Origin of the sequence: Paenibacillus sp. FSL H8-0315 (assembly GCF_038005365.1) — a bacterium.
Taxonomy (GTDB): domain Bacteria; phylum Bacillota; class Bacilli; order Paenibacillales; family Paenibacillaceae; genus Paenibacillus_AQ; species Paenibacillus_AQ odorifer.
The window spans coordinates 3,845,021-3,858,840 of the sequence record NZ_JBBOTA010000001.1; the positions used below are offsets into that span (position 1 = coordinate 3,845,021).

The following is a 13,820-nucleotide window of genomic DNA, read 5'->3' on the forward strand; positions in this document are numbered from 1 at the left end:
TTCCTGCTCTCGTTAGATCATTTTTTTTCGTTATAATCGAAACCGGTTTCGATAATAGGTTTCGAATTGAGATGAAATCAAAATTTACCGAGGGCTTCCTTGAATTTTCTCAAACGTTTCAGTGGCCCATCGCTCCGAACCCTAACATCGGATGGTGATCCAGTAAAGGCAGTGCTTGTTGTTAGTAACAAAACAATTAGAGGAGATGGATGAAATGGCAAAAGTTCAAACTGTAGTAACTGCAAAAGATACAGGGGAACGCTTAACTCCGAAAGAGGCAATTGTTTTTAGCACAAGAGTAGATTCTGGATCTGCCGATGTAGAGCTTAGGCCAGAGCAGGAGTTCCAAAAGATGATAGGATTTGGTGGCGCTTTCACAGAAGCTGCGGCCTATACGTTGTCACGGCTCAGTCCTGAGAAACGGGCAGAGGTTATTCACCGCTATTTTCATCCGGTAGAGGGGTTAGGCTATAACATGGGTCGTGTTCATATCCATAGCTGTGACTTTGCTCTTGGAAATTATACTTATGTCGCTGATCATGATACGGAGCTGGCTACCTTTGATATCTCTCATGATCATAAGTGGGTGCTTCCGCTGATTAAGGATGCAATGCAGGTAAAAGGCGGGCCGTTCACGATGTTGGCGTCTCCTTGGAGCCCTCCGGCATGGATGAAAACAAATGGTGAAATGAATAATGGAGGATCACTCAAGCCAGAATACGCTGAAGTTTGGGCACGCTATTATACCAAATTTATCGAAGCTTATGGGAAGGAAGGCGTACCTATTTGGGCGGTTTCCGTGCAAAATGAGCCGGCTGCTGTTCAAGTCTGGGATTCTTGTATTTATAGTGCGGAAGAGGAACGCGATTTTGTTAAAAATCATCTCGGTCCAGTGATGCAGCAGGCAGGCCATTCCGATGTGAACATTGTCATCTGGGATCATAACCGCGATATTATGGTCGAACGTGCTTCGGTCGTATTGTCTGATCCTGAAGCTGCACAATATGTGTGGGGTACAGGCATCCACTGGTATGGTGGTGAGGAGTTCGACAAGGTACAAAAGGTACATGATCTATTTCCTGAGAAACATCTATTGTTCACTGAGGGCTGTCAAGAGGGCGGCGTCAAGCTTGGCGAATGGTTTACAGGTGAACGTTACGGCAGAAATATGATTGGGGATCTCAATGCATGGACAGAAGGGTACCTGGACTGGAACCTGGTACTGGATGAGACCGGCGGGCCCAATCATGTAGGGAATCTCTGTGATGCCCCAATTATTGCAGATACAACAACAGACGAATTGCACTATAACAGCTCTTATTATTATATCGGGCATTTCAGTAAATTTATCGCGCCAGGTGCGGTACGGATTGGCTTTACTTCTGAAGCGGAAGGAATCCTATCCACAGCATTCCGTAATCCGGACGGCAGCATTGCTGTCATATTGATGAATGAGAGCGAAGAAGTTCGCACGGTAACCCTGGGGCTTGGCGAAGAGATTGCCAACTGCGAGCTATCCCCTCATTCTATCGTAACGCATCTGATTTCATAAATAAGTAACAGTTTAGGAGGACATTAACGTGAGTAATTATTATTTCGAATCAGGTAACTTTGTAATGGAGCAGTTTGATACAGGAAAGCCTTTCTCTAGTTTCCTGCCAGGTCTTGCAGGTCTTAAGGGAATTCCAATGTGGACTTTTTATGTAAACCGGGGGCAAGCGATTTGCAGCTTTGGGGTACGCGACAAGAACTCGCCAATCATGGAATTCTCTCCAGCAAATATCTCTTATAAAGACGTAGGAACCACCGGATTCCGAACCTTTATTAAAATAAAAGGCGAGCAAGAGATTTATGAGCCATTTCAATCGGCACGTCCAGATCCTGCCGCCAAGCGGATCATGACCATTTTGCCTAACGGACTGACCCTTGAAGAAAGCCATGCCGGGCATGGGCTGAAGACGACTGTACACTATTTTAATCTGCCTAATGACGATTATGCCGCGTTGGTACGTCGGGTGGAGATTGAGAATATCGGTGGCAAAGAGATTGAGCTGGAGCTGATGGATGGTCTGCCTGAGATTTTGCCTTACGGAGTAGAAAACAGCGGCTACAAGGAGATTGGTAACCTGCTGCGCAGCTGGATGGACGTATACAATCTGGAGAACGGTATTCCGTTCTATAAGCTGCGTTCCAGCACCAATGATAGTGCACAGGTTAGCGAAATCACAAATGGACATTTCTATCTGTCGTTTACTGGAGATGGAGAAAAAGTCGCGCCAATCGTTGATTTCGAACTTATTTTCGGCGGCAATACCTCTCTTACTTACCCAGACCGCTTTGCGGGATTAACGCTTTCGGAGCTGAGTGAGCTTCCACAATATCCAGTCAATAAGGTTCCTTGCGGCTTCAGTGGTGTGGCTAGACGTTTGGCACCCGGCAGCAGCTTGACCCTGAATACTTTGGTTGGGCATGTAAATGACATCGACAAAATCAATAAAAAGGCGGAGCGGTTATGCCGGGATGAATATATCCTGTCCAAATCCAAGGAAGCCGCAGGTCTGACAGAGGAATTAACAGAAGACATTGCCACGCACACTTCATCGGCTGTGTTTGATGCTTATTGCCGTCAGTCCTATCTCGATAACTTCCTGCGGGGAGGCTATCCTTTTATTTTTGACAATGGCGGAGATGGCTTTGTAGTTCATTTATATTCCCGCAAGCATGGCGATTTGGAGCGCGACTATAACTTCTTCTCACTTGCCCCAGAATACTATTCACAGGGGAACGGTAACTTCCGCGACATGAATCAGAACCGCCGGAATGATGTGTTTTTTAATCCGAAGGTGGGCAGCTTCAACATCAAAATGTTCTATAGCTTGATTCAAGCAGATGGCTACAATCCACTAAGTGTTCAAGGAACAACCTTTGAAGTGAAGCCAGACAGCAAAGCTAAGGCTGCGGAATGGATCGGAGAAGCGGCTGCGGATCATCAAGCTGAGCTTGTTAAGCTATGCAACAGCCGGTTCACCCCAGGCAGCCTGATCAATTACATTGCGGATCAAAACGTTACGCTGAAGGTTAGTGAGCAGGAGTTTCTGTCGGGTCTGCTGGCTCTTTCACAGCAAAACATTGAGGCTGCTTTTGGCGAAGGCTTCTGGTCTGATCACTGGACATATAATTTGGATCTCGTAGTAGGTTATTTGGACATTTTCCCTGACAAGAAGCAGGAGCTTTTATTTGGGGATAGTACTTATGCGTTCTATGACAGCCCAGCATATGTGCTGCCACGTAGTGAGAAGTATGTAATTAGTGACGGAAAAGCCCGGCAATATGGCGCCCTCCTTGAGGATGAGGAGAAGCTGCATAAGCTGAAATGGAAAGCTGGAGATACCCATTGGCTGCGTACCAAAGGTGGGCAAGGTGCTATTTACCACACCAATCTGTTCGTGAAGATGTTGTCTCTTGCTTTGAATAAATTTGCTACGCTTGACCCTTACGGCATGGGTGTGGAGATGGAAGGCAACAAGCCGGGCTGGAACGATGCTATGAACGGTCTGCCGGGATTGTTTGGCTCCGGAATGAGTGAGACTTTTGAGCTGAAGCGTACTGTAGTCTTTTTGCTGGATGTGCTGAACGGTGCTGAGAATGTACAGGGAGCTGTAAAGCTGCCAGAAGAAATCGCGGAGCTGCTTGAAGCGGTATATCACGCGGTAACTGCTGTCCTAGCAGGAGAAGTGGAACAATTCAACTATTGGGATACAGTAGCTTCAGCCCGTGAAGCTTATAGAGCAAGTATCCGGTTTGGCATTACGGGTGCTGAAACTGAAGTAACCTTGGAACACATCCGCGAAGCCCTTTCCAAGTTCCTGGTTAAAATTGATGAGGGGATCAACAAGGCGGTAGAAATGGGCAATGGACTTACCCCAACCTATTTCCGTTTTGAAGCGGAGAAATTCCATCAGGTAACAGATGCTGAGGGTCAGCCAGTCATTAGCGGATACGGATTGCCAAAGGCTGTGGTAGAGGAGTTTAAGGCTTATGCCTTGCCTTATTTCCTTGAAGGACCTACCCGCTGGTTGAAGACGATGAAGAACCCGGTGCAGGCAAAAGAAATCTATAATCTGATTAAGCAAACAGAGCTGTATGATCAGGCAACATCTATGTATCAGACCTCTGTTAGTCTAGAAGGTGAATCGCATGAAATCGGACGGATGAGAGCCTTCACACCAGGCTGGCTAGAACGGGAGTCTAACTTCCTGCACATGTCCTATAAGTATTTGCTTGAGCTGCTGAAGGGCGGGCTGTATGAGGAATTCTACGGCGAGCTGAAGACGTCGCTGGTGCCATTCCTTGATCCTGCTGTTTATGGACGCAGTACACTGGAGAATTCATCATTTATCGCAACTGGAGGCAATCCTGATCCAAATAACCATGGTAGGGGGTTCGTAGCGAGACTTAGTGGATCGACCGCGGAATTCTTAAGCATGTGGAGAACAATGATGGCTGGAAGCCATGTTTTCAGAATGGAGGATGGAGCGCTTACGCTGTCTCTCGATCCGGTATTGCCAGGATGGCTGTTTGATGAAGAGGGCAAACTGTCTTTCACTTTCCTAGGGAATACGGAGGTAATCTATTCTAATCCAAAACGTGAAAATACCTTTGGCGAGAAGAAGGTTAGCATTCAATCTTTGATGCTTGTATACCGCAATGGAACTGTGACTAAAATATCTGGAGCGTTCGTGCGCGGTGCAGAGGCAGAGGCTCTGCGGCGTGGAGAAATCGTGCAAATTCAAGCAGTATTAGCATAAAAATAGAGGGGCGAGCTGCGGCTCGCCCTTAAATTTTCACTCAATCCGAAAAATGGTACCTATAATCCGAAATTCAAAGCCTTACGGAGACAGGCAAAAGCAAATACAATGGATACATAAACATTGTAAGCGCTTTAGATTAAATACAGATATAGAGCCTGGAGGTCCAAAGGATGGAGAACAAAAAAAGCATGGAAGTAAGCTCAGCGATGAAGCCGTTAATTCCTGGCAATTTCGAAACCGGTAAAGTAAATCGGAGCCCGCTTTGGAAGAGGTTCATTGCCCAGCGTCATTTGCAGACAATGGCTCTACTCGGCATTGCGTGGATGATAATCTTTAACTACATTCCCATGTATGGAATTATCATTGCTTTTAAAGATTACAACATCGTTAAAACGATTGCAGAAGCCCCATGGGTGGGACTTACACATTTCAAAGAGTTCATGGATGATGACAATCTCTCGAATGTAATTAAAAATACGCTCGGCATCAGCTTGTTTAAGCTAATTATCGGATTTCCATTGCCAATAATATTTGCTCTATTTCTGAATGAAGTTCGTTCAATGAAATTCAAGAAGACCATACAGACGATTTCGTATTTGCCCCACTTTCTCTCATGGGTGGTACTCGGAGGGATTTTGGCTACATGGCTTGCTGATGTAGGAATTATCAATAACATTTTGCTAGCGCTTCATCTGATTGATCAGCCAATTACATACTTGGCTGAGCCTGGTTACTTCTGGACAATTATTATCTCCTCTGATATCTGGAAAGAACTTGGATGGTCAGCGATTATCTATTTAGCAGCAATTTCCGGTGTATCTCCTGAAATGTACGAGGCGGCGACAATCGACGGCGCGGGCAGATTTCAGAAGATGTGGTATGTTACCTTGCCGGCGATTAAATCGACAATCAGCATTCTCTTCATTCTCGCGGTCAGCGGAGTGCTGAACTCCAACTTTGATCAGATTCTGGTCCTGCGCAACTCACTGAATGATAGTGCAAGTAATGTAATTGATTACTATGTGTACTATACAGGGATTCTCTCAGGCCGCTTCTCTTACTCAACTGCAGTTGGATTGTTAAAATCGGTTATCGCTCTAATATTGCTGCTGATTGCCAACCAAGTATCTAAAAAAATCAACGATACATCGTTGTTCTAGGATAAGGAGGACCATATATGTTTGCACTTAAGCGTAAAACGAAGGGCGAGGCCCTGTTCGATATCATCAATAACCTTATCATGTTATGTATCTGCTTCATAACGCTTTACCCGATCTGGTACGTATTGGTTAATGCCTTCAATAACGGTAATGACGCCATGCGGGGAGGAATCTACTGGTGGCCGCGGATGTTCAGCTTTGAGAATTTCGAGGCCGTGTTTGCCAGCCCCGGCATCATGCAGGCGATGTGGGTTACTGTCGCCAAAACACTTTTGGGTACTGTACTGCATGTATTTTTCACAGCGATGGTAGCTTATGCATTCTCCAGAAAAAACCTCATTGGCGGTAAGTTCTACATGCTGATGGGTACAGTGACTCTCTTTTTTGGCGGGGGACTCATTCCTACCTTCCTGCTGATGAAGGATCTTCACCTATTAGAGAATTTCCTAGTCTATATAATTCCTGTTATGTTTAGCTTCTTTGATCTTATTATCTTCATGACCTTCTTCCGGGAGATTCCCGATGGGCTGGAAGAAGCAGCACGGATTGACGGTGCTAATGATTGGTCCATCTTTCTAAGAATCGTACTTCCAGTATCCATGCCTGTAATTGCTACCATTGCGCTGTTCCATGGCGTGTATCAGTGGAATGATTACTTCACGGGTATGATCTATATCAATAATACTGATCTACAGCCGATTCAGACGTATTTGTTCCGGGTCGTCGCACAATCGAGCTCTAGTCAAATGATGGTCGCTGTACAAGGCAGCAGCGTTACGAGAAGCGTAACGTCACAGTCCATTAAGCTGGCGACGATGGTAGTGACCACACTGCCGATAGTATTCGTGTATCCGTTCCTGCAGCGTTATTTCGTTAAAGGGATGATGATCGGCTCCATTAAGGGCTGATGTCTAGCAGTGATAACTCCTCCGGTTGCCTACAGCTGTAGGCACTGGGGTTGAGCTTATAATTAACATTCATAGAAAAGGGGTAAACAAGCATGGGCATGAAACGTAAGCCAAAAGCAATGGGAGTTCTGCTTCTCGCAATAATGATGTCATTGTCAGCCGCAGGCTGCTCCAGCGGGAATAATGCTGGCAAGAATGCCGAAGGTAATGCTAACAGCGCTAAAGCTACTAATACGGAGGCAAGTGCTGAACCGACTGCTGCTGCATTATCAGCAGATGAACCGGGATGGAAGATTGATACTTCACCCATTACATTTGACTGGTACCTGAACTTCTCATGGTTCCCTAATAAATGGGGCGTGGACCCAACCTCCCAATATGTAACTAAGAAGACCGGAGTTGATATTAATTTCATCGTTCCGGCTGGTAACGAGAATGAGAAGCTTAACACGCTGATTGCATCCGGTAAATTGCCTGATTTCATCACTTTGGGCTTCTGGGAAGATGCGATTAAGAAAATGGTCGAAGGTGAACTTGTTCTTCCATTGAACAAACTTGCTGATGAATATGATCCGTACTTCTTTAAAGTATCCGATGCTGATAAGCTGGGCTGGTATACACAAGAAGACGGCAATGTGTATGGCTATCCTAACTCTTCTTCCTCTCCTGCCGACTATGAGAAATATGGAGAAAATTACGTATCCAACCAAGTATTCGCTGTCCGCAAGGATATGTATGAAGCTATTGGAAGTCCAGATATGCGCACACCAGAAGGTTTCTTGAATGCGCTTAAATTAGCGAAAGAGAAATTCCCTGACGTAAATGGACAGCCGCTTATTCCACTTGGTTTGCATGAATTTACCGAGAACGGTAACGATTCTTTGGAAGGTTACCTGCAGAACTTCTTGGCAATCCCAAGAGAAAAAGATGGCAAGGTATATGCTCGTGAAACTGATCCTGAATATATCCGCTGGATGAAGGCACTTCGTCAAGCGAATCAAGACGGTCTGCTGGCTAAAGATATCTTTATCGACAAACGCCCACAAATGGAAGAAAAAATTGCCCAAGGCCGTTATTTCGCAATGCTGTATCAACGTACAGACTTTGCAGCACAACTAGGAACGATTTACCAACAGGATCCAACTAAAACGTATATCGCTGTTGACGGACCTTCCAATACCAACTTGGATAAACCAACCCTTGATGGCCCTGGTATCTCCGGTTGGACGGTAACACTGATCTCCAAAGATGTTAAGGATAAAGCACGTGCTATCCGCTTCCTCAGCTACTTGAACAGTGAAGAAGGCAACAAAGACTTGTTCTTAGGCGAAAAAGGTGTCAGCTACGATACGATTGATGGAAAAGATCAATTTAAACCAGAAGTGTTTGATTTGATGAATAAAGACCGTTCGACGTTTGATAAGCAAATCGGATCTTCCTTTACATTCTGGATGCTGCAAAATACGAATATCACAGACCAATGGGCTCCTAAATCGGTAGAACCATTTAAGCAATTGGAAGATTGGACTAGAGGTAAATCCATAGGCTCCTCGGAGTTCCAACAAATCGAACCAACAGGAAACTCTCCTGAAGGTATCATCGCTTCGAAGCTGAAACAGCTGCGCGGTAAAACTATGCCGAAATTGCTCATGGCTTCCTCCGATGCGGAATTCGATAAGATTTGGAATGAGTATTTAGAGAAGAGAAAGAAGGAAGGCGAAGATGTATTTGATGCCTACCAACAAAAGAAATATGAAGAGAATAAAGTGAAGCTGTCCATAAAATAAAAAGTATGACCCAAAATGCCCGCTAACTGCGGGCTTTTGGGTTATTTTCGAATTATAATAAGGAATAGATATTAAGTATTTGAATATTCACTATTTTAGCGAGGTGGACAGGACAGAAGTGTATAAAGTGAATAGGCGAGATCGAACCAGAGCATTATGGCATTCTTTTAGTTATTGGTGGGGGCGAAGATCACTTCAGAGCCGTTTAATTGCAGCTTATGTTTTTATTGTTTTAGGCCCGTGTATGCTGGTTTCTGTCTACTCCTATAAAGCCATTAATAATACCTATCTCCGCGATGCCGTCGAGAAAAATGATTATTTGTCGCAAATGGAGAAGCTGCATATTCATAATCAGATCGAAGCGATGGAACGGGCGGCGCAAATGGCTTATTCTGATGCCGAAGTAGAAAAATTCTTAGCGAATGAAACCGAACCGCAGCTAGTAGATTTGGTTGATTTTAATACAAATGCTTATGTGAATATGACTCGTATTCAATTTAATAATCCGAATATTGAGCATTTACGGCTGTATTCGAGAAGTAATAAGGTGCATGAAATTTGGCCGATTATCTTTCGCGAAGAGCGGGTTTCTTCCACCCCATGGTTTCAGAAAGCGCTTCAATTGAAGGGGCAGGAATACTGGTCTTTTCAGAAAAATGATCCGGATTTGATGCAGAGATACTTGGGAGCACCGACGGAGAGTCTGCCAAAGGTTTCTTTGCTGCGTGAGAAGAGTCGGCCAGCAGACAATCATATCGGCATGGTGCAGGTGGATATGCTGCTTAGTCGGTTTACACCCAAGACGTATACAGATGTACGGGATAATCAGACCCAGATGTTTCTTGTGGATAGTGAGCTGCAGCTTTTCACCAGGCCGGACAATTCTTTTTTGCAGGATAATCTAGAGATGGCTGATATGATTGCAGAACGGTATAAGCAGTTCCGGGAAACTGGCGAATGGGACAGTAATTACTCGGAGAATGGTAAATCGTTTTTGTTAATTAACACTCCGCTAGAACGAATTGATGCTTATTTGTTAAATGTAGTGTCAATGGAAGGAGTGATGAAGGATATCTCCCGCACGCGCAACTTAATCATTGGAGCCAATGTTGGTTTTATTACTTTACTAACGCTGATCGCTTATGTGACAAATGCCTTTATTCTAAAAAATCTGCGTAGATTGACCGAAACGATGAAAAAAGTGCGTAGAGGTGAAGCGTACACTGGAATAATGATTCGTGGTGGAGGGGAAGTCGGGGAGCTTGCCCATCATTTCTCCAAGCTGATGAACACCATCAATACGTTGGTGGCTCAGGCAGTGAGCAAGCAGGCGTTGTCTAAAGAGGCTGAGCTGCGTACGCTGCATAACCAGATTGACGCACATTTTTTGTATAATACGCTGGAAAATATAAAAATGCTGGCTGAAATTGAGAACCAGCGAACGATCTCGGACGCACTGACCTCGCTGGGTGGGATGATGCGCTATAATTTTAAATGGTCCGGAGAGTATGTGAAGCTGCGGGATGAAGTCCGCCACATTGAAAATTACATTGAAGTGATGAATATTCGTTTTGAATATCCGGTTAAGTTAGTGCTTCATATTGAACCTCGATATTTGGAGCTGGAGGTGCTGAAAATGTCACTGCAGCCTATTGTAGAGAACAGTGTTAAGCATGCTTGGTGCGACGAGAAAGAGAATTTACAGGACCCGAACATTCATATTCATATTTCGGAAACGGAAGGTGATATTTGCATAGAGCTTCGTGATAATGGCATCGGCTTAACTCCAGAGCGTTTGGTTGCTTTGAACGAGGCGATTTATGCGAAAGATGAGCGCTGTGAGAGTGCTTCAGAACAGAGGGATGTTGACCGCCGAACAGGTGGTATTGGACTGAGAAATGTACATCAGCGACTGCAAATCTTTTATGGTGATGAATATGGGCTTGTAGTACAGAGTGAAGCAGGGAGTTGGACGATGGTACGTCTGACCTTGCCGAAAGTTCTTTTGACAGGAGAAAAACAACTATGAAGAAGCTACTGATCATTGATGATGAAAAGAATATCCGTTACGGTCTCAAGACTATGATAGAAAGAGAATTTCCGTCCGTGTATACCATCACAATGGCGAGTAATGGCGCAGAGGGTTTCGAGATATTTAAGACCGAAGGTGCAGATATTATTATTACAGATATACGTATGCCAGTGATGGATGGAATTACACTGTTGGAGCAGATATCTAAGCTAACAAGTGGTGAGAAAAGCCCAGCAGTGCTCATCTTAAGCGGTTATGATGATTTCGAATATGCCAAAAGCGCGATTCGTTATCGCGTGAAGGATTACTTGCTGAAGCCGATTCGCCGAGATGAGTTGTTCGAAATTTTGAAGAATATCGATAAGGAACAGGAAGAACAGGATCTCAGCGCAAGGCAGCTGGAACAGGAAACGGAACACTTCCGCAGGGAACTGCGGTCCAGTCGTTTACGGGGACTGCTAATGCAGCAGGAGGTTCCGCTGGAACGTGAGCAGCAAGAGTGGCTAAGTGATCTGCAAGCACCTTTTACAGTTGGTGTGTTGAATTACTATTACAATGACGGAACAAGAATGAAGTCGGGGGATGTTCAAGGACTGGCGGAACGATTGATCGGACCGCTTGAAAAGTTTTTCTCGGAAATCACAACGGATTGGGATGGCAAATTAGTCTTGATCGGGAGCAGAAAACAGGATTTTATAGAGCTGTCCAGACAAGCTGAAGCTAAGGAAATAAAGGGATTATCGATTGGGATTAGCAGCGAAGGAGGAAGTCTTGAGGACCTCCGTTCCTGTTATAAGGAAGCATGCCGGGCACTGCAATATACTTTTTTATATCCGCAAGTGAGTTTGTTGGATTATGGGGATGTTGGTCAGGGACGGTCTAACTTTCCGTTACCTAAGGAAGAGCTTCGCAAGCTGCTCAATATGCTGGGAACAGAACGCGAGAAGGAGATGAAGCATCTTCTATCTGTGATTTTTCAAACTGAGCATTTGAAGGAACTGGACCTAGCTTATCTGGAGTCCGTGGGACAGAATGTAAACGAACTGGTGTTGGATGAAGTATTTCGGGTACATGGCGAAGCCTCGGTAGAGGTATTGAAGCTGTATCGCACGGTAGGCAATATGTACAACTATCGTCATTTCCACGAATATTATCGTGCGCTGGAGAACTTACTCTTGAGTGTGAATGAATACATTGTAGGCGTAAGGTCCGCGCATACCGAACATGCGGATATGGAAGAGGCACTGAGCTATATTGAAGCCAACTATGCCCGTCCACTGAATATGGCTATAGTCAGCAATCATGTGTCCCTGAATTATTCTTATTTTAGCGAAGCCTTTAAGGCATATACCGGTGAGAATTTTGTTATTTATTTAAAAAAGGTCCGTATCCGTCACGCTAAAGAGCTATTGGCAAAAGGCTGCAGTAAGCTCGCAACAGTCTCAGAAGAGGTAGGCTTCGAGAACAGTAAACAATTTGCCCGTGTTTTTAAAGAGCTGGAGGGGATTTCCCCAGGTGATTATAGAGCGAAAATAGTATCCGAAGAGTGTTGAGGCTATTGAAGATGCATTTAGAAGCGGCCCTCCTATATAATGGATTTGAGAAGATTCATTGGAGGAATGAAGGGTGGAAGAAATACAAGGCAATTTGATTACGGTTCAGACATTAGCAGCGGATTTTCGTCGACTGGGCGTTAAGGCGGGCATGACGATTTTATTGCATTCTTCTTTTAAATCGTTAGGCCAATGGGTAGCCGGGGGCCCGGTCGCTGTTATTTTGGCATTGGAGGAGGTCCTCGGAGAATCTGGCACGCTGGTAATGCCCACACATTCCAGTGACCTGACTGATCCCGCAGGCTGGAGCAACCCACCGGTGCCGGAGGCGTGGTGGCAGAGTATCCGCGAGCAGATGCCGCCTTATGATCCAGACCTGACCCAACTTAGAGGAATGGGGGTTATTCCGGACTGCTTCCGTAAACAAAAAGGAGTAAAACGCAGTGACCATCCGATACATTCGTTTGCCGCTTGGGGCAAGCATAGAGACGAAATTATATATGGTCATTCGCTTGAAATGGGCCTGGGGGAAGATTCTCCGCTGGCTCGGATTTACGATTTGGGCGGACATGTACTGTTGCTGGGTGTTGGCAATCTTAATAATACTTCCCTGCATCTTGCCGAATGCCGCGCATCTTATGCTGGCAAGAAGGAAACCCTTGGCGGGGCGCCCATTATGGTAGATGGAGTTAGGCAGTGGGTGGAATTTAAGGAGCTGGATTGGGATTCTGACGATTTCGTTCAGCTGGCAGATCAGTTTGGACAAGAGACGGGACTTATTACATATGGACAGGTTGCTTCCGCAACCGCTCAATTGATTCCGCAACGGGAAATCGTTGATTATGCAGTGAACTGGATGGAACAGAACAGGAAGTAAAACCTCATTGGATAGGGGAAACGGAAGGAGAAGCTGGCATGAGTACAACAACGATATTTTTAACCCGGCATGGTCAGACGGAATGGAACGTGCAGCATCGGATGCAGGGACATATGGATTCTGAACTAACAGCGCTTGGTGTACAACAGGCTGAATGGCTGAGCCGGGGGATGCACACTGAACAGCTGGATGTCATCTATGCAAGCCCCAGCCCAAGGGCGCTGCGCACAGCTGAAATTATTCGAGGAGAGCGGAGTACTCCGCTTAAGACCTCTGAGGCGTTCAAAGAGATTGGCATGGGGGTATGGGAAGGCCGTGATTCTACTGAGCTGGAGAGCGAGTATTCGGAGCAGCATCGCAATTTCTGGCAAGACCCTGAGCAGTTTAAAGTGGAGGGTAGTGAGACCTTTGCAGAGGTGCAGGCACGGGCGCTGGGCAAGCTTCAGGAAATTCTCATTGCCCATCAGGGTGAGACCATTCTTATCGTCACGCATACAGTAGTGATTAAGCTGTTAATGGCCTATTTTGAGGGCAGAGCGTTGCCTAAGCTCTGGGATCTGCCTTACATTTATCCGACCTGCTTATGCAGGGTTGATTTTACGGATGGTGTGCCGGAAATCCTGCTGCATGGGGATACGAGCCATTACGAAGAGAGTGAAGCTGGGATGGAATCATAACACTTCCTACAGATC

Annotated in this window: 9 protein-coding genes; all 9 read left to right on the plus strand. The window is 45.4% G+C overall.

What is annotated here, in order from left to right; genetic code table 11:
- Positions 1 to 214 precede the first annotated feature (214 nt).
- On the plus strand, positions 215 to 1,552 hold the full coding sequence (locus MHB56_RS16780) for a glycoside hydrolase family 30 protein (protein WP_280753295.1): 1,338 nt from the start codon (positions 215 to 217) through the stop codon (positions 1,550 to 1,552).
- A gap of 28 nt (positions 1,553 to 1,580) precedes the next feature.
- Entirely contained in the window at positions 1,581 to 4,808 is a 3,228-nt protein-coding gene (locus MHB56_RS16785; protein WP_341143775.1) for a cellobiose phosphorylase, read from the plus strand.
- A 173-nt stretch (positions 4,809 to 4,981) separates the two neighbouring features.
- Complete coding sequence (locus MHB56_RS16790; RefSeq protein ID WP_036682605.1) at positions 4,982 to 5,971, plus strand: ABC transporter permease; 990 nt, start codon at positions 4,982 to 4,984, stop codon at positions 5,969 to 5,971.
- A 17-nt stretch (positions 5,972 to 5,988) separates the two neighbouring features.
- On the plus strand, positions 5,989 to 6,879 hold the full coding sequence (locus MHB56_RS16795) for a carbohydrate ABC transporter permease (RefSeq protein ID WP_036682603.1): 891 nt from the start codon (positions 5,989 to 5,991) through the stop codon (positions 6,877 to 6,879).
- Positions 6,880 to 6,971: 92 nt separating this feature from the next.
- Entirely contained in the window at positions 6,972 to 8,666 is a 1,695-nt protein-coding gene (locus tag MHB56_RS16800) for an extracellular solute-binding protein (protein WP_036682600.1), read from the plus strand.
- Positions 8,667 to 8,784: 118 nt separating this feature from the next.
- On the plus strand, positions 8,785 to 10,695 hold the full coding sequence (locus MHB56_RS16805; RefSeq protein ID WP_081387132.1) for a cache domain-containing sensor histidine kinase: 1,911 nt from the start codon (positions 8,785 to 8,787) through the stop codon (positions 10,693 to 10,695).
- Positions 10,692 to 12,251: a response regulator gene (locus tag MHB56_RS16810; RefSeq protein WP_341143776.1), complete on the plus strand. Its 1,560-nt coding sequence runs from the start codon at positions 10,692 to 10,694 to the stop codon at positions 12,249 to 12,251. The genes MHB56_RS16805 and MHB56_RS16810 overlap by 4 nt, the downstream gene beginning before the upstream one ends.
- A gap of 73 nt (positions 12,252 to 12,324) precedes the next feature.
- Positions 12,325 to 13,128: an aminoglycoside N(3)-acetyltransferase gene (locus MHB56_RS16815; RefSeq protein WP_341143777.1), complete on the plus strand. Its 804-nt coding sequence runs from the start codon at positions 12,325 to 12,327 to the stop codon at positions 13,126 to 13,128.
- A 38-nt stretch (positions 13,129 to 13,166) separates the two neighbouring features.
- Positions 13,167 to 13,805 (plus strand): histidine phosphatase family protein, encoded by a 639-nt coding sequence (locus MHB56_RS16820; protein ID WP_076302339.1) that lies wholly within the window; start codon positions 13,167 to 13,169, stop codon positions 13,803 to 13,805.
- Positions 13,806 to 13,820 lie beyond the last annotated feature (15 nt).

Excerpts from the sequence above, each read along its gene's own strand:
- MHB56_RS16780 (WP_280753295.1), top strand. The coding sequence starts at position 215 with ATGGCAAAAGTTCAAACTGTAGTAACTGCAAAAGATACAGGGGAACGC.
- MHB56_RS16790 (WP_036682605.1), top strand. The coding sequence starts at position 4,982 with ATGGAGAACAAAAAAAGCATGGAAGTAAGCTCAGCGATGAAGCCGTTA.
- MHB56_RS16795 (WP_036682603.1), top strand. The coding sequence starts at position 5,989 with ATGTTTGCACTTAAGCGTAAAACGAAGGGCGAGGCCCTGTTCGATATC.
- MHB56_RS16800 (WP_036682600.1), top strand. The coding sequence starts at position 6,972 with ATGGGCATGAAACGTAAGCCAAAAGCAATGGGAGTTCTGCTTCTCGCA.
- MHB56_RS16810 (WP_341143776.1), top strand. The coding sequence starts at position 10,692 with ATGAAGAAGCTACTGATCATTGATGATGAAAAGAATATCCGTTACGGT.
- MHB56_RS16820 (WP_076302339.1), top strand. The coding sequence starts at position 13,167 with ATGAGTACAACAACGATATTTTTAACCCGGCATGGTCAGACGGAATGG.